We start from the raw sequence: 23,751 nt of genomic DNA on the forward strand, positions 1-23,751 counted from the left end.
ATCCGCGGGATCCGCGTCTCAGTCAAAACTGGGAACAATATTGGCCTTGTCGATCGAATCGATCGGCAACAGGTATTCATGGTCATCAACCAGCACCACAACGTCCTGTTCCTCTACTCCGCGAAGGAGGCCCTGAAAGTTACGCCGCCCATCAAAGGGAGAACGCAGTTTGATCTTTACTTGCTCACCGGCGTGCGCGGCGAACTGCTCAATCGTGAACAGCGGCCGGTCCATGCCTGGCGAAGACACCTCCAAGGTGTACTCGCTAGCTACCGGGTCTTCGACATCCAGGACACCGCTCAACTGGCGACTGACCTTTTCGCAGTCCTCGACAAGAATGCCGTTGGCATGATCGATATAGACGCGAAGCAGGGAATGCCGCCCCTGGGACAGGAACTCGATACCCCAGCATTGATAGCCAAGGGCCTCGACTACCGGGGCCAGCAAGGCCTGCAACTCTTCTAGCTTGCTCGACACTTGAACCCCTCGTGCATGTCGTACAAATAAAAAATGGGCGAAACGCCCATCCCTTGAAGCCGCTGAACGCTACGTTCATCGACAAAACAGCCAAGCCAACAAAGCAACCGGCTAACAAAAAGCCCCTAAAAAGGGGCTCCGCTACAACCGATTGCAGGGGAAGGAAGGTTGAACCACACCTTCTTAGCCATGAGCCCATCGGGCTATCAAACGGCCGAACCCCACGTTAAAGCTGGGGCCGAAGTATACGACCGAATTAGCGCGAGGGTCAATCCAATCCCCAGCAACAGCAAAGCCCGCATGAAGCGGGCTTTGCTGTTTAATTGGTACCGAGAAGGGGACTCGAACCCCTACAGCCTATGGCCACTACCACCTCAAGGTAGCGTGTCTACCAATTCCACCACCTCGGCAATTAACGCACTTACTTCTGCTCTGGAGCTTGAGGTACGTCGCTAGCGTTAGACGCTGGCTTTTGCTCTTCGAGCACCGGCACATCTTCTGCGACCGGTTTTTGCTGCGGTACTTCCAACACCGCCGGATCTGGCAAACCTGCCTGACCCAGCATGTGAGCTTTTTCCTTAGCAAAGAAGCCTAAGCCCAAGCTAGTAATGAAAAAAGCGGCTGCAAGTATAGCAGTAAAGCGACTAAGAAAGGTAGAGGAACCTTGGCTACCAAAAACAGTGGCCGAAGCACCCGAACCAAACGAGGCACCGGCATCGGCACCTTTACCCTGCTGCAGCAATACGAGCGCAACTACGCCCAAAGCCGCCAACAGATGCAGAACTACAACGATAGTTTCCAGCATTTCTTAGTTTCCTGCGGCGCGACAGATCGCACCAAACTCATCCGCATTCAGAGAGGCTCCACCAATGAGCCCCCCATCGATATCCGGCATGCCGAACAATTCAATCGCATTGGCCGCCTTAACACTGCCGCCATAAAGAATTCGTACACCGCGAGCCACTTCAGCATCGCTAGCGCTCAGTTGCGCACGAATAGCTGCGTGCACGTCCTGCGCCTGCTCTGGCGTTGCGGTTAGGCCCGTGCCAATGGCCCAGACCGGCTCGTACGCAATGACCGCACGAGCAAACACTTCAACACCGAGCGCTTCTATCACGCAGCTCACCTGGCGATTCACCACCTCGATGGTCTGACCTGCTTCGCGCTGCTCCAGGGTTTCCCCTATGCACAGCACGGGCTTCAAACCAGAGGCTTGTACCGCGGCGAACTTACGAACAAGCAGGTCATCTGTTTCGCCCAACACCTGACGGCGCTCGGAATGACCTACAAGTATAAAATCACATCCTGCATCTGCCAGCTGACTTGAGGCGATTTCGCCTGTCAGCGCCCCCTGCTCGGGAACAGCGGCGCAATTCTGCGCGCCTACGGCGATGGACTTGCCTCTCACGCCAACCAACACGTCATTGATATAAAGACTTGGCGGAAAAACCGCTACCTCTACACCACCCGGCAAAGCCAGCGCGTGCAAGCCATTGATCAACTCAGCGACGCTGGCGCGGGTACCGTGCATTTTCCAGTTACCAGCTACCAAAGGGCGACGCATGCTCTACCTCGTCGATCAAAGTGGGCGCAGATGCTACCCAAGACATTAAGGATTAGCAAGCCGAATCAGGCGCAGACTTCGGTAACTATTTTAGCTAATTCATCAGCATAGCTACGCACCTGGGCTTCGTCGTCACCCTCGACCATCACACGAACCAACGGTTCGGTGCCGGACTTACGCAACAACACGCGCCCACGCCCTCCCATACGCTCGGTCACGCGGGCGCAGGCATCGGTAACTGACGGGTGAGAAACCGGGTCGACGCCACCAGCAAACCGCACATTAACCAACACCTGCGGACATTTACGCAGACCCTGCCGGGCCTCGGCCAGACTCTTACCCCAACGACGCAACGCCAACAGCACCTGCAACGCAGCAATGATGGCGTCCCCGGTAGTAGTGTGCTGGAAGCACACGATATGCCCGGAGTTTTCGCCGCCAATCTGCCAGTTACGCTCGAGCAGTTCGCTGATTACGTAGCGGTCGCCGACATTGGCGCGCACGAAAGGGATGTTCAGATCGGCCAGCGCTAACTCAAGCCCCAGATTGCTCATCAGCGTCCCAACGACGCCGCCCTGCAGCTTGCCGAGTTCTTGGAGATCTCGAGCAATGATGTACAGCAGCTCATCGCCATCGACCAGAGCCCCCGTGTGATCAACCATCAGCACGCGGTCGGCATCTCCGTCGAAGCCGATGCCCAGATCCGCACCATGCCCCACAACGGCCGCCTGCAGCGCGCCCATGTGCGTGGAGCCGCAGTCATCGTTGATGTTCAGGCCGTTAGGGGAAGCGGACAGCACCGTGACATGCGCGCCCAGCTCGCGAAATACGCTAGGCGCAATTTTGTAAGCAGCGCCATGAGCACAGTCCACCACCAGTTTCAAACCGGCGAAATCGGTGCTGGTTGGCACGCTGCTCTTACAGAATTCGATGTACCGGCCCGCTGCGTCATTGATACGCGACACTTTCCCGAGCTTCGCCGACTCCACCACCGTCATCGGCGCGTCGAGCAGCTCTTCAATCATCAGCTCTAACTCGTCCGGCAATTTGGTGCCCTGGCCGGAGAAGAACTTGATGCCATTGTCGTCGTGCGGGTTGTGCGAAGCGCTGATAACAATGCCCGCTTCAGCGTGGAAGGTGCGAGTCAGGTAGGCGATGGCTGGGGTCGGCATCGGGCCGAGCAGCATCACGTCGGCGCCCGCAGCAGACAAACCCGCCTCCAAGGCAGACTCAAACATATAGCCGGAAATTCGCGTGTCTTTGCCAATCAGCACGCGACAGGCACCCTGCTTACGAAACGCCATGCCCGCCGCCCAGCCGAGTTTAAGCATGAAATCTGGAGTGATCGGGAATTGACCAACGCGCCCACGGATGCCGTCGGTGCCGAAATATTTTTTGCCCATTTGCTCTCCGATCTCTTTAATCTGCTGCTTGCACAGCAGCAATCATGCGCACCACGTCGACGGTTTCCGCCACGTCATGCACACGCAAAATATGTGCACCCTTCGCCACTGCCAAAGCGGCCAGCGCGAGACTTCCGTGCAGTCGCTCACCAACTTCGCGACCCAGCGCCCTGCCGATCATGCTTTTACGCGAAACGCCGACTAACAAAGGCCGGCCAAGCGCGTGCAAGGCGTCCAAGTGCTTAAACAGCGACAGATTATGCTCATACGTTTTGGCAAAGCCGAAACCAGGATCCAGCGCCACACGCTCGGGGCCAATCCCAGCCGCTACACAAGCGGCCATACGCTCAGCCAGGAAGTCGCGCACCTCAGCCACGATATCTGCATACACCGGATTGTCTTGCATGGTGCCCGGCTCGCCGCGCATATGCATCAGACACACCGGCAAACGGGTGGCCGCCGCCGCTTCCAGCGCGCCGTCACGCTGCAACGAGCGGACGTCGTTGATCAGTCCGGCCCCTAGCCGCGCTGACTCGCGCATCACAGCTGGTGTGGACGTATCGACAGAGATGATCACATCCAGCTCGCGCGCTATCGCCTCGACCACCGGCGCCACGCGCTCCAATTCCTCGACCGGCGATACGGCCCGCGCTCCCGGGCGCGTTGACTCCCCGCCGACGTCGATAAGCGTAGCGCCTGCGGCCACCATGTCGGCGGCGTGACGCAACGCCAGATCGACGCGACTGAAGCGCCCGCCGTCAGAGAAAGAGTCAGGGGTCACGTTAAGAATGCCCATCACGTGCGGGCGGCTTAAATCAAGAAACCGGCTACCACAAGGCAGCCGGTTCGGGTGTTGCATCAGAGACATGTCAGGCCTTAGTGCTCAGCGGCTGGACCACCGATAGGTTTTTCAGACACTTCAGCCGGATCTTGTTTGCTGATCGTGGAACCGGAATCGCCATCATCCTGCCAGTCGCGGGGCTCGCGTGGCGTGCGGCCATTCATGATGTCGTCGATCTGATCAGCATCGATGGTTTCGTACTTCATCAGCGCGTCGCACATGGCGTTTAGCTTGTCGCGGTTTTCTTCGAGCAGACGTTTGGCGGTTCCGTAGCACTCGTCGATGATGCTGCGTACTTCCAGATCGATCAATCGAGACGTGTCCGCCGACATGCTGCTCTGCTGACCACCACCACCGCGACCCAAGAACACCTCACCGTCTTCTTCCGCATACATGAGCGGGCCCAGTTTTTCCGAGAGGCCCCACTTGGTCACCATATTTCGGGCAATCTGGCTGGCGCGCATGATGTCGTTCGAAGCGCCGGTGGTGACGCCATCAAAACCCAACGTCATTTCTTCAGCAATACGGCCGCCGTACAGCGAGCAGATTTGGCTGATCAGCGCACGCTTCGACAGGCTGTAGCGATCTTCTTCCGGCAGAAACATGGTGACGCCCAGCGCCCGACCACGAGGAATGATCGACACTTTGTAAACCGGGTCATGCTCAGGAACCAGGCGACCAACGATGGCGTGGCCTGCTTCGTGGAAGGCGGTGTTGAGCTTCTCTTTTTCCGACATGACCATGGACTTGCGCTCAGCGCCCATCATGATTTTGTCTTTCGCCAGCTCAAACTCTTTCATTTCGACGATGCGCTTGCCAGCACGAGCCGCAAACAGCGAAGCCTCGTTGACCAGATTCGCCAGATCAGCACCGGAAAAACCCGGCGTACCACGAGCAATGACGGCAGGCTTTACGTTGTCGCCCATGGGCACTTTGCGCATGTGCACTTTCAGAATTTGTTCGCGACCACGAATGTCCGGCAGACCAACCACAACCTGGCGGTCGAAACGACCAGGACGCAGCAATGCCGGGTCCAGGACATCGGGACGGTTGGTGGCGGCGATGACGATGATGCCGTCATTCATTTCGAAGCCGTCCATCTCAACCAGCAATTGGTTCAGCGTCTGCTCACGCTCGTCGTGACCACCGCCCATACCGGCACCACGGTGACGGCCTACGGCGTCAATTTCGTCGATGAAGATGATGCATGGGGCGTGTTTCTTCGCTTGCTCAAACATATCGCGAACGCGGCTGGCGCCAACCCCCACGAACATTTCTACAAAGTCCGAACCGGAGATGGTGAAGAACGGAACCTTCGCCTCACCGGCAATGGCTTTGGCGAGCAAGGTTTTACCGGTACCTGGCGGGCCGACCATCAAGACGCCACGAGGGATTCGACCGCCTAGGCGCTGGAATTTACCCGGATCACGAAGGAACTCGACGAGCTCGCCCACTTCCTCTTTAGCCTCGTCGCAACCGGCAACGTCGGCCAACGTGGTTTTGACCTGGTCTTCGGAAAGCAACCGCGCCTTGCTCTTGCCGAAGCTCATCGGGCCGCCCTTGCCGCCAGCACCGCCTTGCATCTGGCGCATGAAGAACATGAAGACTGCGATGATCACCAGGATCGGGAAGCTCGCAACCAGCAACTGAGTCCAGATGCTCTGCTGCTCAGGCTTCTTGCCCTCAACAGTGACGTTGTTGTTGATCAGATCACCGATCAGCCCGCGGTCTTCGATCATCGGCCTCACTGTCGTGAACGGCTTACCGTCAGTGCCAATACCCGTAATGGTGAAGCCTTCGATGGTGACTTTTTGCACGCCGCCGTCTTTGACCTGCTCGATAAATTGCGAGTAGTTCAGGGTCTGGGGCTCGCTCGGACTGGAGAAATTGTTCATCACCGTCACCAGGACGGCAGCGATGATCAGCCACAAGATCAGGTTCTTTGCCATGTCGTTCAATTAGCTACCCTCTGAAGCAGGCCCCACGCGGGACGAACCTCGCATTACGGCTGGATATTGATCCGCCTAACTTACTACACAACTTCCGAACCTAGGCAGGAAGCGTCTGTAACCCTTTATGAGGCATTGCCGTGAAACGGCAAAACAACGCTCGACTCTTACAACGTTCGACTGAGCCCCGTCTTCAGGGGTTCAATCTTGCGCCCCGCGAAAGCCGCGAGCTAGCAGATATTGCTCGCGGGACCGGTCTCGAGAAGAAAGCGGCTTACGCATCTGCACCTTCTCGAACATGGTTCGCACTTGCTTGTGATACGTATCGAAGCCTTCGCCCTGGAAGATTTTGATCAGGAAATCGCCACCTGGACGTAAGACCTGACCTGCCAAATCCAGCGCTAACTCGCACAGATACATCGCACGCGCCTGATCGGCCATCTTCACCCCACTCATATTGGGGGCCATATCCGAAATCACAAGGTCCACTGGATGATCGCCGACCGCCTCGAGTATCTGGGCGAGGACGGACTCTTCCGTGAAATCGCCTTGGATAAAGGTGACGTCAGGAATGCTGTCCATTTCCAGGATATCGGAAGCAATCAGCCTACCTTTATCCCCGAGCACCCGACTGGTCACCTGCGACCAGCCACCCGGAGCGGCGCCAAGGTCAATCACGGTGTTGCCCGGCCGCAAAATGCGGTCTTTTTCTTGGATCTCTAAGAGCTTGTAGCTGGCGCGCGAACGGTATCCGTCCTTCTGCGCCATTTTTACGTAAGGGTCGTTGAAATGCTCTTTCAGCCAACCTTGACTTGTTTTGGAACGTGCCACTGGGCACCTCAACATTAACGGGGCGTGATTAACTGGGCGGTACCGAGGGCGCTCGGTTAAACTAGCCGCCGCTTTTTACAAGATCAGACGCAGGGGTCAGATTATGCCGCTCACTCAGGAGCAGAAGAAACAGTACAAATCTATCGGTCACCATCTAAAACCGGTATTGATTGTTGCTGACAATGGTTTGACCGAAGGTGTGCTCGCCGAACTGGAGCGCGCGCTGACTGATCACGAACTGATCAAGATTCAACTCAGAATCACCGAGCGCGAGAGCCGCTTGGCTGCCATTGAAGAACTGTGCAAAACCGCGAAGAGCGATTTGGTGCAGGTCATCGGCAAGATGGCGCTTATCTATCGTAAGAATCCGAAAGTGAACAAGCAGCTGTCGAACGTGACCCGTTTTAGCTGATTGCCCGTCTCTCGTCAGTGGCGCGCTTTGCGTGCCCTGGCCGCCTCGCCGTCCGGCACCGGTTGTAAAACCAACAGCGCACCGCAAAACGCTAAGAGCAAAAACGAGAACAACTGCAACCGCAGGGCGTCTGGCTGCCAGCGATGCAGAGCGCCATACATCAACGCAACGAGCAAACTGGCAACCAAAAGCTGGCCACGAGTATCGCGCCACAACGATGAAATACGCTCGGCCTGCAGCAGTACGAGCATCTGCAGCACCAGCCCTCCCGCTGCCAGAAGCACCAGCAACGGACTCAACGTGTTAGCGATTTCCTCGACGAGCATCGGTGCAAGACCGATTCGCTCCAGCGCAGGCAGCACAACGAAGTGGAGCAACCACAGGCCGCCGACCCAGAAAGTCTGACCCAGCCGCCACGTGATTGCGCCCACGTCGAGTGGACGGGCTTTAGATATGACGAACCTCGACAATCTCGTACTCGATCAACCCACTCGGTGTACGCACTGGAACCACATCGCCTTCTTCCTTGGCGATCAGTGCGCGAGCGATTGGCGAGCCTACGGAAATTTTCCCGAGCTTGATGTCCGCTTCGTCTTCACCAACTATTTGGTAGGTCACGCGCTCGTCAGTTTCAACGTTCGCAATTTCCACCGTGGTGCCGAAAATCACCTTGCCGGTTGGCTCGATGGCCTTCACGTCGATGATCTGGGCGTTCTGCAACCGACCTTCGATATCGCGGATCCGCGCTTCAACCATGCCCTGCTGTTCACGCGCGGCATGGTATTCAGCGTTTTCTTTCAGGTCACCCAATTCGCGGGCCGTGCCGATGTCCTGGCTGAGCTTCGGACGCACGACCTTCGTCAAATGGGCGTGTTCTTCTTCCAGGGCGCGAGCGCCCTGGACGGTCATTGGGTACTTGATCATGCTTTTAATCCTGCATGCAGATCCTGCAAGCGGCGCACGGTCTTCTCGGGACCGAACTTCAGCGCCTCACAGATAGCCTCGCCCGCTGCAATCGTGGTGGTGCAGTAAATCTTGTGCTGCAGCGCGTTACGGCGGATGGAGTAAGAATCAGCGATCGACTGACGACCTTCGGTGGTGTTGATGATCAGCGTGACTTCGTCATTTTTGATCATGTCGACCACGTGCGGACGGCCTTCGGTCACCTTGTTCACACGACGCACTTTCAGGCCAGCCGCTTCGATCAGTTTGGCAGTGCCAGCAGTAGCGACGATTTCAAAACCCAACTCAATGAGGTCGCGAGCAACGCCTGCAACCAGCGGTTTGTCATCGTCACGCACGCTGATAAAGGCGGTGCCGCCTGTTGGCAAAATTTCGCTGGCGCCCATCTGGGCTTTAGCGAACGCCTCGCCGAACGTGTCGCCCACACCCATCACTTCACCGGTCGACTTCATTTCTGGGCCGAGGATCGGGTCTACGCCTGGGAACTTGGCGAACGGGAACACGGCTTCTTTCACGCTGTAGAAGTTCGGAATGATCTCTTCGGTCAGACCGACTTCTTTCAGGGTTTTGCCGGCCATGACGCGAGCCGCGATCATCGCCAGGGAAACGCCGATGCACTTGGACACGAACGGCACGGTACGCGAAGCACGCGGGTTCACTTCAATGACGAAGATGTCCTCGCCCTGCACGGCCATCTGCACGTTCATCAAACCCACCACACCGAGCTCCAAGGCCATCTTTTTGACCTGTTCGCGGATCTCGTTCTGGATGTGGGCCGGCAGCGAATACGGCGGCAGCGAGCAAGCCGAGTCACCGGAGTGAACGCCGGCCTGTTCGATGTGCTGCATGATGGCGCCGATAACTACTGTCTCGCCGTCGCACACCGCGTCGATGTCGACTTCGATGGCGCAGTTAAGGAAGTGATCAAGCAGCACAGGGCTGTCATTCGAGACCTGCACGGCCTCACGCAGATAGCGCTTGAGCTCTTCTTCTTCGTAGACGATTTCCATCGCCCGACCGCCCAGCACGTAGGACGGACGCACCACCAGTGGGTAGCCAATTTTGTTGGCTGCGCGAATGGCTTCATCTTCACTGCGCACGGTGGCGTTCGGCGGCTGACGCAAGTTCAGACGCTCAACCATCTGCTGGAAGCGCTCGCGGTCTTCGGCGCGGTCGATGGCATCCGGCGAGGTGCCGATGATGGGTACACCAGCTTCTTCCAAGGCACGCGCCAGTTTCAGCGGGGTCTGGCCGCCGTACTGCACGATCACACCCTTAGGCTGCTCAACGCGGACGATTTCAAGCACGTCTTCCAAGGTTACCGACTCAAAATACAGGCGGTCCGAGGTGTCGTAGTCGGTCGAAACGGTTTCCGGGTTGCAGTTGACCATGATGGTTTCGTAACCATCGTCCCGCATCGCCAAAGCGGCATGTACGCAGCAGTAGTCAAACTCGATTCCCTGACCGATACGGTTCGGGCCACCGCCCAGAATCATGATCTTGTCGCGGGTCGACGGATTCGCTTCGCACTCTTCCTCGTAGGTCGAATACATGTAAGCGGTGTCGGTGGAGAACTCAGCAGCGCAGGTATCCACGCGCTTGTAGACCGGCAGCACCTTCAACTTGTGACGGTGGCTGCGCAGGTTTTTCTCGGTCACGCCCAGCAGCTTGGCCAAACGGGCGTCGGAGAAGCCCTTGCGCTTGAGCTTGTACATCACGTCGCGATCAATGGACGACAGGCCCATGGTCTTGATGCGCTCTTCGTCTTTGATCAGGTCTTCGATCTGCACCAGGAACCAGTGATCGATCTTGGTCAGCGCAAAAATATCATCGCAGCTCATGCCGGCGCGGAAGGCGTCGGCCACATACCAGATGCGCTCAGCGCCCGGCACGGTCAGCTCACGTTTGAGAATGCCCTTGGCTTCTGGATTGCTCAGGTCGAGCTTCGGATCAAAGCCGTTCACACCTACTTCAAGGCCGCGCAAAGCTTTCTGTACGGACTCCTGGAAGGTGCGACCGATCGCCATCACCTCACCGACCGATTTCATTTGCGTAGTCAGGCGGGCGTCAGCTTTCGGGAATTTTTCGAAGGCGAAACGAGGAATCTTGGTGACGACGTAGTCGATGGCAGGCTCGAACGAGGCCGGGGTTTTACCGCCAGTGATGTCGTTCTGCAGCTCGTCGAGGGTGTAACCCACGGCCAGCTTGGCGGCGACTTTGGCAATCGGGAAGCCGGTGGCTTTTGAGGCCAGCGCGGAGGAGCGAGAAACCCGTGGGTTCATCTCGATCACGACCATACGGCCGGTGTCCGGGCAGATGCCGAACTGCACGTTCGAACCGCCGGTTTCCACGCCGATTTCACGCAGCACTGCCAGCGAGGCGTTGCGCAGAATCTGGTATTCCTTGTCGGTCAGGGTTTGCGCCGGCGCCACGGTGATGGAGTCGCCGGTGTGCACGCCCATCGGGTCGAAGTTCTCGATGGAGCAGACGATGATGCAGTTGTCCTTTTTGTCGCGGACCACTTCCATCTCGTACTCTTTCCAGCCGATCAACGACTCGTCGATCAGCAGCTCTTTGGTCGGCGACAGGTCCAGACCGCGAGCGCAGATTTCTTCGAATTCTTCACGGTTGTAGGCGATACCGCCGCCGGTGCCGCCCATGGTGAAGGACGGACGGATAATGCACGGGAAGCCGAGCTTCTCGAGCACCGCGTTGGCCTCTTCCATGTTGTGGGCAATGCCGGAGCGCGGGCAGGCCAGGCCGATGTCCTTCATGGCCTTGTCAAAACGCGAGCGGTCTTCGGCTTTGTCGATGGTGTCGGCGTTGGCGCCGATCATTTCCACGCCGAACTTTTCCAGAACGCCGTGGCGCTCCAGGTCCAGGGCGCAATTCAGTGCAGTCTGGCCACCCATGGTTGGCAGCAGCGCGTCCGGACGCTCTTTCTCGATGATCTTGGCAACGGTTTGCCACTTGATCGGTTCGATGTACGTGGCGTCAGCCATGGCCGGGTCGGTCATGATGGTGGCCGGGTTGGAGTTCACCAGAATGACCCGGTAACCCTCTTCGCGCAGGGCCTTGCAGGCCTGGGCGCCGGAGTAATCGAACTCGCACGCCTGGCCGATAACGATGGGGCCGGCGCCGAGGATCAGGATGCTTTTAAGGTCTGTACGTTTTGGCATTTTCTACTCTCGAATCCTTTGGTCAGTCGGCAGGCTTAACGGCGCGCGGCCATGGCTTCGATGAATCGGTCAAACAGAGGAGCAACGTCCAGCGGACCCGGGCTCGCTTCAGGGTGGCCCTGGAAGCTGAAGGCAACCTTGTCGGTGCGCTCGATGCCTTGAAGGGTGCCGTCGAACAGCGACTTGTGCGTAGCGCGCAGGTTGGACGGCAGGGTTGCTTCGTCCACTGCGAAACCGTGGTTCTGGCTGGTGATCATCACCACGCCGGTATCGAGGTCTTGCACCGGGTGGTTGGCACCGTGGTGACCATGACCCATTTTCACGGTCTTGGCGCCCGAGGCGAGGGCCAGCAGTTGGTGACCGAGGCAGATGCCGAACACTGGGATCTCGGTTTCCAGGACCTCTTTGATCGCCTGAATCGCGTAGTCGCACGGCTCCGGATCGCCTGGGCCGTTAGACAGGAATACGCCGTCCGGTTGAAGCGCTAGCACTTCGCTGGCGGGCGTCTGTGCCGGCACCACGGTCACGCGGCAGCCGCGTTCAACCAGCATGCGCAGAATGTTCAATTTCACGCCGTAGTCGAACGCAACCACATGGTGCGGCAGCTCGCTCGCGTCAATTTCCGGGTGGCTGTCGGTCTTGAGATTCCAGACACTGGAGCGCCATTCGTAGCGCTCGGTGGAACTGACCACCTTGGCCAGATCCATTCCTTTCAGGCCTGGGAAGCCGCGTGCCGCTGCCAAGGCTTGCTCGTCGGAGATGTTGTCGCCAGCCAAGATGCAGCCGTTCTGGGCGCCTTTCTCACGCAGGATGCGGGTCAGGCGGCGAGTGTCGATACCGGCGATAGCCACAACATTGTTGGCTTTCAGGTAATCGGACAGCGACATCGTGTTACGCCAGTTGCTGGCGACCAGAGGCAGGTCGCGAATAACCAGACCCGCCGACCAAACGCGATTCGACTCGGCATCTTCCGGCGTAGTGCCGGTGTTGCCGATATGGGGGTAAGTCAGGGTAACGATTTGTTGGGCATAGGAAGGATCGGTGAGGATTTCCTGATAGCCGGTCATAGCAGTATTGAACACCACCTCTCCGACGGTTTGACCGTCGATTCCAATGGCTTCGCCGCGAAAAATGCTGCCATCAGCAAGGGCGAGTATGGCTGGCTTAGTCAAGAAGACCTCCGGTAAATCAAGCCTGACGGGGCGTACGCAGGTTGTAAAAAAGCGGGATGACGCTTAGACACGTCACCCCGCTTTTTTGAGAATCACTTTTTCAAGTTAACTGCGCGCTTTTAGTGGACACACTAAAGCTGTAGCTTACAGAAAAAGGCATTTTTGGTCTACCCACGATGACAACCGTTTAGTCGTCTCAGTGCAGATCAAGCACATCCTGCATATCGTAAAGCCCCGCTGGCTTTTCGTTCAGCCACAGCGCCGAACGCACAGCGCCTCGCGCGAACGTCATGCGACTTGATGCTTTGTGCGTGATCTCAACGCGCTCGCCGTCGGCCGCAAACAGCACCGTGTGGTCGCCAACGATGTCGCCAGCGCGCACGGTAGCGAAGCCGATAGTTTCGCGATCTCGGGCTCCGGTCTGACCTTCACGACCGTATACCGCCACTTTCTGCAGATCACGCCCAAGCGCCTGCGCGACCACTTCACCCATGCGCACGGCTGTGCCAGAGGGCGCGTCGACTTTATGCCGGTGGTGCGCTTCGAGGATTTCAATATCCACGTCGTCGCCCAACACGCGCGCGGCGGTATCGAGCAACTTCAAGCACAAATTGACGCCGACGCTGAAGTTGGCGGCGAAGACGATCGAGATGTTCTTGCCCGCGTCAGCCAGCCGCTGTTTTTCCTCAACGCTGAAACCGGTAGTGCCGATCACCATGGATCTGCCAGCCTTGCGGCAGACTTCCAGGTTTTTCAGGGTTACGGTGGGATGCGTGAAGTCGATAAGCACATCGAACTGCTCAACCACCTCGGCAAGATCGCCCACCAGGGTCAAACCCAGCTTGCCCATGCCAGCCAACTCGCCGACATCAGCACCGATCAGACTGCTGTCCGGACGATCAACCGCAGCGGTCAGCTGTGCGCCATCGGCTTGCTGAATCGCCTCGATCAGGGTTTTGCCCATGCGCCCGGCGGCGCCCACTACAGCTATACGTTGCATTCATCCAGCTCCCAGCTAATAACTTGCAGCCGGCGAAGCACTCAGACCTCGCCAGCTCCGTTTACACGTCGCCGAAGAAACGCTTCACGCCTTCGAACCAGCCGCTTGCCTTCGGCGAATGGCTGTCGTCGATAGCAAGAGACTTACGGAATTCTTCGAGCAGTTCGCGCTGACGCTTATCCAGGTTGACGGGTGTTTCCACCGCAACCCGGCACATCAAGTCCCCAGCACCACCACCGCGAACCGGTGCAACGCCCTTGCCGCGCAGACGGAACAGTTTGCCGGTTTGCGTACCTTCCGGAATCTTCAACTTCACGCGACCATCAAGGGTCGGCACTTCCAGTTCGCCACCTAGCGCCGCGTCGGCAAAGCTGATTGGTACGTCGCAGTAAAGATGCTTGCCGTCACGCTGGAAGATCGCGTGCTCGCGCACGTTCACCACCACATACAGGTCGCCAGCCGGACCGCCCATGGCGCCCGCCTCACCTTCGCCAGACAGGCGAATGCGGTCGCCAGTGTCCACACCCGGCGGCACTTTGACCGACAAGGTTTTATGTTCTTCAACACGACCATGACCATGGCAAGTGCCGCACGGGTCGGCGATCATTTTGCCGTTACCATGGCATCGCGGGCAGGTTTGCTGAACCGAGAAGAAGCCCTGCTGCATCCGCACCTGACCGATACCACCACAGGTGGTACAGGTGACCGGACTGGTGCCCTTCTTGGCACCGGAACCATCGCAGGTTTTGCAGTTGACCAGCGTCGGCACGCGAATGGTGACCGTGGTGCCGCGCACGGCTTCTTCCAGGTCCAACTCCAGCGTGTAGCGCAAGTCGCTACCGCGCTGCGCACCGCCGCGCGAACCACCGCGAGCGCCGCCAAAGAAGTCGCTGAATACGTCGCCGAAAATATCGGAGAAATTTGCCCCACCAAAGCCGGCACCACCAGCACCGGCGCCACCCATGCTCGGGTCGACACCGGCGTGACCATACTGGTCAAACGCCGCGCGCTTGTTGGCGTCCGACAGCACTTCATAGGCCTCATTGGCCTCCTTGAAGCGTTCTTCAGCTTCTTTGTCGCCAGGATTGCGGTCCGGGTGGTGCTTCATCGCCAGGCGACGGTAAGCCTTTTTCAGCTCGGCTTCGCTCGCGCCACGCTCAACACCCAACACTTCGTAAAAGTCACGCTTAGCCATAATTCTTCAACACTCTTAAATCGGCTTCTCCAGACACGCCAACGCGGGAGCAAGCTCCCGCGTGGCGGATAACGCCCGGCCAACTGGTTAGTTGGCCGGGCTGGAGAGCAAGCAAATGGACGCTTACTTGTTTTCCTTGACCTCTTCAAACTCAGCGTCGACTACGTCGTCAGCGCCGCCTTTGGCCTCTTCCTGGCCAGGTGCCGCTTCGCCAGCCTGAGGCTGCTCGGCGTACATTTTCTGAGCCAGCGGAGCAGTCGCTTCGGAGAGCGCAGCCACTTTGGCGTCGATGGTTTCCTTGCTGTCGCCTTTGATCGCAACTTCAAGTTCACCCAGCGCCTTTTCAATCGCAGCCTTCTCGTCTGCGGTGGCTTTGTCGCCCGCTTCGGTGATCATCTTACGGGTAGCGTGAACCAATGCGTCGCCTTGGTTACGAGCACCAGCCAGCTCTTCGAACTTGCGATCTTCCTCGGCATTGGCCTCGGCATCACGCACCATTTGTTCGATTTCTTCCTCGGACAGACCGGAGTTGGCCTTGATCACGATGGACTGCTGCTTGCCAGTGGCCTTGTCTTTCGCCGACACGTGCAGGATGCCGTTGGCGTCGATGTCAAAGGTCACTTCAATTTGCGGCACGCCACGCGGTGCTGGCGGAATCTCGGCCAGGTCGAACTTGCCCAGCGACTTGTTCTGCGCGGCTTGCTTACGCTCGCCCTGCAGTACGTGAATAGTCACCGCGCCCTGGTTATCGTCAGCGGTCGAGAACACCTGAGATTTCTTGGTAGGAATCGTGGTGTTTTTCTCGATCAGCGCGGTCATCACGCCGCCCATTGTTTCAATACCCAGGGTCAGCGGGCTCACGTCCAGCAGCAGCACGTCTTTTACGTCGCCAGCCAACACGGCGCCTTGGATAGCAGCACCCATGGCCACAGCTTCGTCCGGGTTGACGTCTTTACGCGCTTCTTTACCGAAGAAATCGGTAACCAGCTTCTGCACCAGCGGCATACGGGTCTGACCACCGACGAGGATCACGTCGTGGATCGCGCCAACGTCGATACCGGCGTCTTTTAACGCGATACGGCACGGCTCGATGGTGCGCTGCACCAAGTCTTCTACCAGCGACTCCAACTTGGCGCGCGAAATCTTCACGTTCAAGTGTTTAGGACCGCTAGCGTCTGCGGTGATGTACGGCAGGTTGACGTCGGTCTGCTGAGCGGACGAGAGCTCGATCTTGGCTTTTTCAGCGGCTTCTTTCAGACGCTGCATCGCCAACGGATCACCTTTAAGGTTGATGCCGCTTTCTTTCTTAAATTCGTCAACGAGGTAGTCGATCAGACGAATATCGAAGTCTTCACCACCCAGGAACGTGTCGCCGTTCGTGGCCAACACTTCGAACTGGTGTTCGCCATCGACTTCGGCAATTTCGATTACCGAGATATCGAACGTACCGCCACCCAGGTCGTAAACAATTACAGTGTGATCGCCTTTGGCCTTGTCCATACCGTAAGCCAGAGCGGCTGCGGTTGGTTCGTTGATGATGCGCTTAACTTCGAGACCAGCAATGCGGCCGGCGTCTTTGGTGGCCTGGCGCTGGCTGTCGTTGAAGTAGGCCGGAACGGTGATTACCGCTTCGGTCACTGGCTCGCCGAGGTAGTCTTCGGCGGTTTTCTTCATCTTTTTCAGCACTTCGGCGGAAATTTGTGGCGGTGCCATTTTCTGGCCCTTCACTTCTACCCAAGCGTCGCCGTTGTCAGCTTTGACAATTTTGTACGGCACCATCTCGATGTCTTTCTGTACGACGTTTTCTTCAAAACGACGACCGATCAAACGCTTCACCGCATACAGGGTGTTGTGCGGGTTGGTCACTGCCTGGCGCTTGGCCGACTGGCCAACAAGGATTTCGCCGTCGTTGGTGTAAGCGATGATCGAAGGAGTGGTACGCGCACCCTCGGCGTTTTCCAACACCTTGACGCTGCCGTTTTCGAGGATCGAGACGCAGGAGTTTGTGGTCCCCAGGTCGATACCGATAATTCTGCCCATGTTTGCTCTCCTGAAACTGAATTTGGTTGCCGCAGCAGTGGTGGCTAACTGCGGTAGCACTTAAACGCTTGACTGATAAATGGGGGCCTTACGGCGAATTTCAAGCCTGCTCGTCAATCGAAGGTTGCGGCTCGGCTGACGCCTTGCTGACCACCACCATCGCGGGGCGCAGCAAACGGCCGTTGAGCAGATAACCTTTCTGGAACACTTTGAGCACGCTATTGGGCTCAACGTTGGTGGCCTCTTGCATCGCCATCGCCTGATGATGCTCGGCGTTGAACGGCGCGCCGTGCGGGTCAATGGCTTCGAGGTTGTAACGCTTGAGCGTGTCCTGGAACAGCTTAAGCGTCAGCTCGATGCCCTCACGAACAGGCTTGATCGCCTCGTCGTTCGGGTTGGACAGTTCAAGGCCACGCTCAAGGCTGTCGACAACCGGCAGCAGGTCGTTGGCAAACTTTTCCAGCGCAAACTTGTGCGCCTTTTCAATATCCTGCTCGGCGCGGCGGCGCACGTTCTGCATGTCAGCCGCAACGCGTAACGCTTGGTCTTGGGCAGCAGCGAGCTGTTCTTCCAACGTTTGCACGCGGGCCGCCAGGTCTTCGCCCACTGCCGACTCGGCAGCATTTTCAATATCTGGATTCTGGGCGTTCTGGGTCTGTTCGTCGGCCATGCGGTTCTCCTCTTTATATCGCTTGCCTGCTCGGGCTAAACCGTTCCGAGCGGTGAGTATCCAAGTCGCGAGCCTCAACTCACGGTTCTGCCGCTTATATGGGGCCACAATCTGACGATTCAAGAGCACGAGAGGATTGTCAGGCATAAAACAAACACTGTATAAATAACCAGACTTTATGCCTGGAGCCTCCGCCATGCTGGTACATCTCTCCGTACACAACTACGCCATCGTCGAGCACCTCGACCTCGAGCTGAATGGCGGAATGAGCGTGATTACCGGCGAAACCGGCGCCGGCAAATCCATCATGCTCGACGCCCTCGGCCTCACGCTCGGCGACCGCGCAGACAGCGGCGTGGTGCGCCCCGGCGCCGATAAAGCCGACATTCTCGCCAGCTTCGATCTCGCCGACATTCCCGAAGCCAAGGCCTGGCTGGCCGAGCGCGACTTGGACAATGATGGCCCGTGCATCCTGCGCCGCGTCATCACTGCCGAAGGCCGGTCACGCGGTTACATCAACGGCTCGCCGTGCCCGCAAGGCGACCTGAAAGCCATCGGTGAATTGCTCATCGATATCCACAACCAGCACGAACACCAATCCCTGCTAAAGCCGGAAACACACCGCCGTCTGCTTGATGAGTTCGCTGGTAGCCAGGAGCTGGCGCGCCAAGTGCAACTGGCTGCGCAGCGCTGGAAGCAAACTCGAAACGAGCTGGAGCGACTCTCCAGCGCCAGTGATGAGCAGCGCGCGCGCCATCAGTTGCTCAGCTATCAGCTAGAGGAACTGGACAACCTGGGCCTCGGCGAAAATGAGTTGGAGCAGCTTGAGCAGGAACATAAAACCCTGACGAATGCTGAAGGGCTGCTGAGCGCCTGCCGGCTGGTGATTGAACAGTGCAGCGAGAATGACGGCGGCAACGTGCTGTCCGCGTTAACTAGCAGCGTGAGCCGCCTGAGCAACTTCCGCAGCCAACCGGGCTCGCTAGGTGAGGCGGTCAACCTGCTCGCCAGCGCGCAGATTCAAGTGGAAGAAGCGGTCGGCGAACTGAACCGCTTCCTGGACCACTTCGACGCCGATCCCGAGCGCCTCCAGCTCTTGGAAGAACGCCTCGATACTATTTATACCTTGGCGCGCAAGCACCGCATTCTGCCCAGCGAACTAGCGAACCTGCAGCAGCAGTTGTTCGAGGAGCTGGAAAGCCTTAACGCGGACGACCAAGCCACCGAGCGACTCGCCGAAGAGCTGACGGCGTTCGCACGTCATTACCAGGAAAAAGCTGAAGAACTCAGCGCTCTTCGCCACGGCGCCGCCAGCAACCTGGCCCGCGCCGTCGAGGTTGAAATGCAGCGCCTGGGCATGCCCGGCGGACGTTTCACCATTGAACTGCACAACACCAACACCACCGACCCGCACCCGCAAGGGCTGGAACAGGTGGAGTTTTTGGTCAGCGCCAACCCGGGCCAGCCGCTTAAAGCATTGGCGAAGGTTGCCTCTGGCGGCGAGCTGTCGCGGATCAGCCTGGCGATTCAGGTAATCACGGCGCAGACCTCCCGTGTACCCACGCTAGTATTTGACGAAGTGGATGTCGGCATTGGCGGCCCAACGGCCGAAGTGGTCGGCCAATTGCTACGCCGGCTTGGTGAGCGTGGCCAGGTGCTGACCGTGACGCACCTGCCGCAAGTGGCCGCGCAAGGGCATCAACATTTGTTCGTACACAAGGCGCGCGGTGATGGCGAAACCCACACGGCCGTGGCAACCCTCGACAGCGCCGGTCGCGTTGAAGAAGTGGCGCGGATGTTGGGCGGCGTCGATCTCACCGAAGAATCTCTGGCCCATGCAAGGAAAATGGTCAGCAGCGCTGCAGCCAGCGCTTAAAAACGGCCGCCATAAAAAACGCCGCGCTCTTTCGAGACGCGGCGTTTTTATTTCGGGAGTCTAAAACATGGATTAGGGCTTCTGGGCTAGAGCCAGGCAAGGCGAGCGACGGCAGAAAAGCGAAGCGTACTCAAGTACGTGAGCATTTTATGGTGGCGCTCAACGCAGCATGGCCGACGACCAGAAGATTCCAATCAACGTTTTTTGCGGACGTAGAGAACCAGGTTGTGATCCACCAGTTCGAAACCATGCTCACGCACGATTTCCTTCTGGCGCTTCTCGATTTCCGCATCGAAGAACTCGATCACTTCGCCGGAATCGACACAGACCATGTGGTCGTGGTGACCGCCATCTGCCAATTCGAATACGGCATGACCGCCATCGAAGTTATGGCGCACCACGAGACCAGCAGCTTCGAACTGAGTCAGAACACGGTAGACCGTGGCCAAGCCCACATCCTCGCCAGCCTCCATCAGTGCCTTGTAGACATCTTCCGCACTCATATGGCGCTGCTCTGCAGAGTCGAGCATCTGCAGAATCTTGACCCGCGGCAGGGTCACTTTCAGGCCAGCTTTACGTAGTTCGCTATTTTCTACCATGGTCAGCTTTCTCGTGGTTGCTGCTTCGCAGCTCCCTTCAATGCAGGTATGATCGGTGGCCAAATTGCCCAGCCAAGATAGTGGAAGTCTCCCACCGATGCAAAACACCAAGCTCTTGCTGACTAGCCTCACCGTTGTGGGCCTACTCGCACTCGCCGGCTGTTCATTCCCCGGGGTTTATAAAATCGACATCCAGCAGGGCAATGTCGTGACGCAGGACATGATAGACCAGTTGAAGCCTGGAATGACCAGACGCCAAGTGCGGTTTATCATGGGCAACCCGATGATTACCGACACCTTCCACGCCAACCGCTGGGACTACCTCTACAGCATCCAGCCTGGCGGCCGTCAGCGCTTGCAAGAACGCGTGAGCATCCTTTTCGACGCCAATGACCAACTGGCAGGCTTGTCCGGTGACTTCATGCCAGGCGTGAGCCGCGATCAGGAAATTCTTGGCCCGGATGACGCCCCAGCCGCAGCGCCGAAAGCGGAGGAAAAAGCCAAGCCCGAAGAGCCCGCCAAACCTGGCTCGCTGCTTGAGAAAATCCAGAAAGACGTCGACGTCGAAACCGTACCGGTTCCAACGCCAACTCCGCTGGAAACCTCGCCTCAGTAATCCTTTACTGGCGACACAAAAAAGCCCGGACCAGTCCGGGCTTTTTGTTGCCTAAAATTCGTTACCGAAGCGCAGAAGGCAGTGCGACGCTTCGCAAGCGAGCCAGGAACAAGGCTACTGCCGCTTGGCCGCCGCCTTTGCCGCTCGCTGCTTGCGCACCTCTTTAGGGTCGGCCAGCAAGGGCCGGTAAATTTCCACCCTATCCCCCTCCTCCAACACACGCGCCTGCGGGTCAGCCAGCGCCTTGCCGAAGATTCCGAGCGGGCAGGTTTGCGCATCCAGTTCGGCAAACGTTGCCATCAGATCGCACCGCTGTACCGCTTGCCGCGCCGTCGTACCCGCCGGCACCTGGAAGGACAACAGGTGCTGCTCATCGGCCAAGGCATACACCACTTCAACCGTAATTAACGCTTCAGCCATACAACTCTTTTGCCCGCTGGCAGAACGCATCCACCAAGGTGTTAGCAGCCTGGTTGAACAGCGGCCCCAAGGTGGCACGCACCAGTTGGCCGGAATACTCGAAGGAAAGGTCCAAGCTGATTTTGCAGGCCTTGTCGGTCAGCGCCTTGAACTGCCAGACGCCGTGCAATTCGGTGAATGGGCCTTCTTCCAGATTCATCTCGATGCTTTGGCCATTGACCAGCGTATTGCGTGTGACGAAGCGCTGGCTCAATCCACCTTTTGCCACTTCCAGACTCGCGCGCATCAAGGTGTCGGTTTCCTCGATCACCGTGGTTGAGGCGCACCACGGCAAGAAGTAGGGGTAACTCGCCACGTCATTAACCAGGTCGAATAGCGCCTGAGCCGGATACGGCAGTAAAGCGGAGCGTTGAATATGGGTGGTCATGCAAATCTCACTTAAATAACTGCGTAGCGAACACGATGAGGATACCCAGCGGCGCTACATAACGCATAAGGAAGAAGGTAATGGCGAACAAGCGGCGGTTGCGCATCGCCAGTTCGTCGCGGACGGTCTCGCGGCCCATGATCCAGCCGGCGAACACCACGAAGGTCAAGGCGCCGAGCGGCAGCATGATGCGTGAGGTGAAAAAGTCGATGACGCCGAACAGGTCCAGCCCACCGGAAGCGCCCCACTGGTAAAGCTGAAACCCTTCGCCTTCGTTGATGAAGAACTTCGCCTCTTTCCAGATGTTGAACGAAAACACCGTACCGAGCCCAACGAACCAGCAACTGAAGGCCAGCGCCGAGGTGATCTTGGCGCGACTGAAACGGGTGCGTTCAACCAGATACGCCACCATCGGCTCCAGCAGCGAAATCGCCGAGCTCCAGGCGGCAACCGTCACCAGCACAAAAAACACCACGCCGATCACCTGCCCGAACGCCACGTTGCCAAATGCCAGCGGCAAGGTCACGAACATCAGCCCTGGCCCCTCGCCCGCGTTCAAACCGGCGGCGAACACAATCGGGAACAAGGCCAAACCGGCGATCAGCGACACGAAGGTGTCCAGCAATGCCACACCCACTACCGTGCCGGTGATGGACGTTTGCTTGGGCATGTACGCGCCATAAACCAGAATGGCGCCGATTCCCACGCTCAACGAGAAAAACGCATGCCCCATGGCCGGTAGCAAGCCATCCATCAGCTTGGAAGGGTCGAGGTGGAACATAAACCGAACCCCCTCCATAAAGTGGCCGGTGGTCAGGCTGTAACCGAGCAAAATCAGCAGCAGTACAAACAGCAGCGGCATCATTACCCGCAAGCTGCGCTCCAGCCCTTCGACCACACCGCGAGCGATCACCACAGCTGACAACAGCATGAAGGCAGAGTGCCAAAGGATCAGTCGCCAGGGGTCAGCCACCATATCGGCGAAATAGCGCGCGGCCTGTTCGCCTTCGATGTTCTGAAATTTCCCCCAGCCAACGCCGAGGATGTAATCCAAAGCCCAGCCGCCGACCACGCTATAAAAGGAAAGAATCAGCAGGGCGGTGACCATTCCGGCGAACGCTGCCCACGACCATTTGCCTGCGTGGGCGGTGTGAGCGGCTAGTGCGCGCAGGGCGTTGGCGGGGCTCAGTCGGGAGCGGCGGCCGATTAATGTTTCGGCCACCATCACTGGCACGCCCAGTAGCGCGATGCACAGCAAAAACATCAACACGAACGCGCCGCCGCCATACACGCCGGTCATGTACGGGAATTTCCAGATACTGCCCAAGCCGACGGCCGAGCCAGTCGCGGCGAAAATAAATACCCAGCGGCTGGCCCACGAGCCGTGAACCGAAACCTTGTCGCCTGCCATAAAAAACCTGCCGGTTGATGCGGCCCAAGGGAGGCCGAAAAGAAGAGGCGCGCATTGTCCGAGATTCACCCCTGCCCCTCAAGGGCACGCGCCGTGATGGCAACACGAGCAGGCTTAGCGTAGCGGCTGCGTAAACTGTCGCCAGCAGCAAGACTGTTGCTTATAATGCCGCGCCTATGGCCAAGCAAAAAAAACACCCTCAGGGCACCATCGCCCAAAACAAGAAAGCCCGTCACGACTACTTCATCGAACACAAATTCGAAGCAGGTCTGGTGCTCGCTGGCTGGGAAGTCAAAAGCCTGCGCGCCGGTAAAGCGCAGTTAGTCGACAGCTACGTACTGCTGAAAAACGACGAAGCCTGGTTGATTGGCGCGCACATCGCGCCACTGACTGCCGCCAGCACCCACGTTATTGCCGACCCGGTCCGCACCCGCAAATTGCTTCTCAACAAGCGCGAAATCGAGAAGCTCACGTCATCCGTGCAGCAGAAAGGCTATGCCTGCGTGGCGCTGTCCATTTATTGGAAAGCGCACCTGATCAAGTGCGAAATCGGCTTGGGCAAAGGTAAAAAGGAATACGACAAACGCCACACCGAGCGTGAGCGCGATTCCGACCGCGAGCTGCAACGCGCTGTTCGCAGCAAAGGCAAGGACGACTAGCAAAGGCTGAATCTGCTAGATCCGAAAGCATCGCGGCTAAAGCCGCT

General features: G+C 58.0%; 23 protein-coding genes and 1 tRNA gene. 4 read left to right on the top strand and 20 right to left on the bottom strand.

Annotated elements, in window-relative coordinates; translation table 11 throughout:
• Positions 1–18: 18 nt before the first annotated feature.
• From rimP to rlmE, 8 genes are all read right to left on the bottom strand, one after another.
• Positions 19–477: a ribosome maturation factor RimP gene (gene rimP / locus ACZZ0Q_RS19920; protein WP_108098208.1), complete on the bottom strand. Its 459-nt coding sequence runs from the start codon at positions 475–477 to the stop codon at positions 19–21.
• Between the two features lie 324 nt (positions 478–801).
• Positions 802–887, bottom strand: a tRNA-Leu gene (locus ACZZ0Q_RS19925).
• Positions 888–898: 11 nt separating this feature from the next.
• On the bottom strand, positions 899–1,282 hold the full coding sequence (gene secG / locus ACZZ0Q_RS19930; RefSeq protein ID WP_122493063.1) for a preprotein translocase subunit SecG: 384 nt from the start codon (positions 1,280–1,282) through the stop codon (positions 899–901).
• A gap of 3 nt (positions 1,283–1,285) precedes the next feature.
• On the bottom strand, positions 1,286–2,041 hold the full coding sequence (gene tpiA / locus ACZZ0Q_RS19935; protein ID WP_463541058.1) for a triose-phosphate isomerase: 756 nt from the start codon (positions 2,039–2,041) through the stop codon (positions 1,286–1,288).
• A 65-nt stretch (positions 2,042–2,106) separates the two neighbouring features.
• A complete protein-coding gene (gene glmM, locus ACZZ0Q_RS19940) occupies positions 2,107–3,444 on the bottom strand; it encodes a phosphoglucosamine mutase (RefSeq protein WP_463542284.1) in 1,338 nt (445 codons plus the stop codon).
• Positions 3,445–3,460: 16 nt separating this feature from the next.
• Complete coding sequence (gene folP, locus ACZZ0Q_RS19945) at positions 3,461–4,312, bottom strand: dihydropteroate synthase (RefSeq protein WP_463541057.1); 852 nt, start codon at positions 4,310–4,312, stop codon at positions 3,461–3,463.
• Positions 4,313–4,320: 8 nt separating this feature from the next.
• Positions 4,321–6,234, bottom strand: coding sequence for an ATP-dependent zinc metalloprotease FtsH (gene ftsH, locus ACZZ0Q_RS19950; RefSeq protein ID WP_463541056.1), 1,914 nt, complete (start codon positions 6,232–6,234; stop codon positions 4,321–4,323).
• Positions 6,235–6,435: 201 nt separating this feature from the next.
• Entirely contained in the window at positions 6,436–7,065 is a 630-nt protein-coding gene (gene rlmE, locus ACZZ0Q_RS19955; protein ID WP_122493068.1) for a 23S rRNA (uridine(2552)-2'-O)-methyltransferase RlmE, read from the bottom strand.
• A gap of 103 nt (positions 7,066–7,168) precedes the next feature.
• On the opposite strand from rlmE, the gene yhbY reads away from it, so the two are divergent.
• Positions 7,169–7,477 (top strand): ribosome assembly RNA-binding protein YhbY, encoded by a 309-nt coding sequence (yhbY, locus tag ACZZ0Q_RS19960; protein ID WP_122493069.1) that lies wholly within the window; start codon positions 7,169–7,171, stop codon positions 7,475–7,477.
• Between the two features lie 14 nt (positions 7,478–7,491).
• On the opposite strand, the gene ACZZ0Q_RS19965 is transcribed toward yhbY, so the two are convergent.
• The 8 genes from ACZZ0Q_RS19965 to grpE all read right to left on the bottom strand — a co-directional run bounded on the left by ACZZ0Q_RS19965 (position 7,492) and on the right by grpE (position 17,894).
• Positions 7,492–7,908, bottom strand: coding sequence for a DUF4149 domain-containing protein (locus tag ACZZ0Q_RS19965; RefSeq protein WP_463541055.1), 417 nt, complete (start codon positions 7,906–7,908; stop codon positions 7,492–7,494).
• Between the two features lie 16 nt (positions 7,909–7,924).
• Complete coding sequence (gene greA / locus ACZZ0Q_RS19970; RefSeq protein WP_463541054.1) at positions 7,925–8,401, bottom strand: transcription elongation factor GreA; 477 nt, start codon at positions 8,399–8,401, stop codon at positions 7,925–7,927.
• Positions 8,398–11,619 (bottom strand): carbamoyl-phosphate synthase large subunit, encoded by a 3,222-nt coding sequence (gene carB / locus ACZZ0Q_RS19975; RefSeq protein WP_463541053.1) that lies wholly within the window; start codon positions 11,617–11,619, stop codon positions 8,398–8,400. Before carB ends, greA begins: the two co-directional genes overlap by 4 nt.
• 35 nt (positions 11,620–11,654) lie before the next feature.
• Complete coding sequence (carA, locus tag ACZZ0Q_RS19980; protein ID WP_463541052.1) at positions 11,655–12,791, bottom strand: glutamine-hydrolyzing carbamoyl-phosphate synthase small subunit; 1,137 nt, start codon at positions 12,789–12,791, stop codon at positions 11,655–11,657.
• Positions 12,792–12,987: 196 nt separating this feature from the next.
• Positions 12,988–13,791, bottom strand: a complete 804-nt coding sequence (dapB, locus tag ACZZ0Q_RS19985; protein ID WP_463541051.1) for a 4-hydroxy-tetrahydrodipicolinate reductase — start codon at positions 13,789–13,791, stop codon at positions 12,988–12,990.
• 61 nt (positions 13,792–13,852) lie between these two features.
• On the bottom strand, positions 13,853–14,986 hold the full coding sequence (gene dnaJ / locus ACZZ0Q_RS19990; protein ID WP_122454036.1) for a molecular chaperone DnaJ: 1,134 nt from the start codon (positions 14,984–14,986) through the stop codon (positions 13,853–13,855).
• 123 nt (positions 14,987–15,109) lie between these two features.
• Positions 15,110–17,026, bottom strand: coding sequence for a molecular chaperone DnaK (dnaK, locus tag ACZZ0Q_RS19995; protein WP_122493075.1), 1,917 nt, complete (start codon positions 17,024–17,026; stop codon positions 15,110–15,112).
• 100 nt (positions 17,027–17,126) lie between these two features.
• Positions 17,127–17,894: a nucleotide exchange factor GrpE gene (gene grpE, locus ACZZ0Q_RS20000; protein ID WP_463560875.1), complete on the bottom strand. Its 768-nt coding sequence runs from the start codon at positions 17,892–17,894 to the stop codon at positions 17,127–17,129.
• Between grpE and recN the strand changes: the two genes are divergently transcribed.
• The gene (gene recN, locus ACZZ0Q_RS20005) at positions 17,893–19,572 is read left to right on the top strand and encodes a DNA repair protein RecN (protein WP_463541049.1); all 1,680 of its coding nucleotides are present in this window, start codon (positions 17,893–17,895) and stop codon (positions 19,570–19,572) included. The two genes, grpE and recN, sit on opposite strands and share 2 nt — an antisense overlap.
• Positions 19,573–19,766: 194 nt before the next feature.
• Here recN and fur read toward each other — a convergent pair whose 3' ends face one another.
• Positions 19,767–20,171 carry a ferric iron uptake transcriptional regulator gene (gene fur, locus ACZZ0Q_RS20010; protein WP_122454032.1) on the bottom strand — a complete coding sequence of 135 codons (405 nt, stop codon included), beginning with the start codon at positions 20,169–20,171 and terminating at the stop codon, positions 19,767–19,769.
• 97 nt (positions 20,172–20,268) lie between these two features.
• Here fur and ACZZ0Q_RS20015 point away from each other — a divergent pair, with 97 nt between their 5' ends.
• Positions 20,269–20,787, top strand: a complete 519-nt coding sequence (locus ACZZ0Q_RS20015) for an outer membrane protein assembly factor BamE (protein ID WP_463541048.1) — start codon at positions 20,269–20,271, stop codon at positions 20,785–20,787.
• A gap of 114 nt (positions 20,788–20,901) precedes the next feature.
• On the opposite strand, the gene ACZZ0Q_RS20020 is transcribed toward ACZZ0Q_RS20015, so the two are convergent.
• Genes ACZZ0Q_RS20020 through ACZZ0Q_RS20030 form a run of 3 tightly spaced genes read right to left on the bottom strand, consistent with a single transcriptional unit; the run spans position 20,902 to position 23,045 of the window.
• On the bottom strand, positions 20,902–21,207 hold the full coding sequence (locus ACZZ0Q_RS20020) for an RnfH family protein (RefSeq protein ID WP_463541047.1): 306 nt from the start codon (positions 21,205–21,207) through the stop codon (positions 20,902–20,904).
• Positions 21,200–21,634, bottom strand: coding sequence for a type II toxin-antitoxin system RatA family toxin (locus ACZZ0Q_RS20025; RefSeq protein WP_463541046.1), 435 nt, complete (start codon positions 21,632–21,634; stop codon positions 21,200–21,202). Before ACZZ0Q_RS20025 ends, ACZZ0Q_RS20020 begins: the two co-directional genes overlap by 8 nt.
• A gap of 7 nt (positions 21,635–21,641) precedes the next feature.
• Positions 21,642–23,045 (bottom strand): sodium-dependent transporter, encoded by a 1,404-nt coding sequence (locus tag ACZZ0Q_RS20030; protein ID WP_463541045.1) that lies wholly within the window; start codon positions 23,043–23,045, stop codon positions 21,642–21,644.
• Between the two features lie 176 nt (positions 23,046–23,221).
• On the opposite strand from ACZZ0Q_RS20030, the gene smpB reads away from it, so the two are divergent.
• The gene (gene smpB / locus ACZZ0Q_RS20035) at positions 23,222–23,704 is read left to right on the top strand and encodes an SsrA-binding protein SmpB (protein WP_463560876.1); all 483 of its coding nucleotides are present in this window, start codon (positions 23,222–23,224) and stop codon (positions 23,702–23,704) included.
• Positions 23,705–23,751: the final 47 nt, after the last annotated feature.

The organism is Pseudomonas sp. AC070, assembly GCF_979258635.1.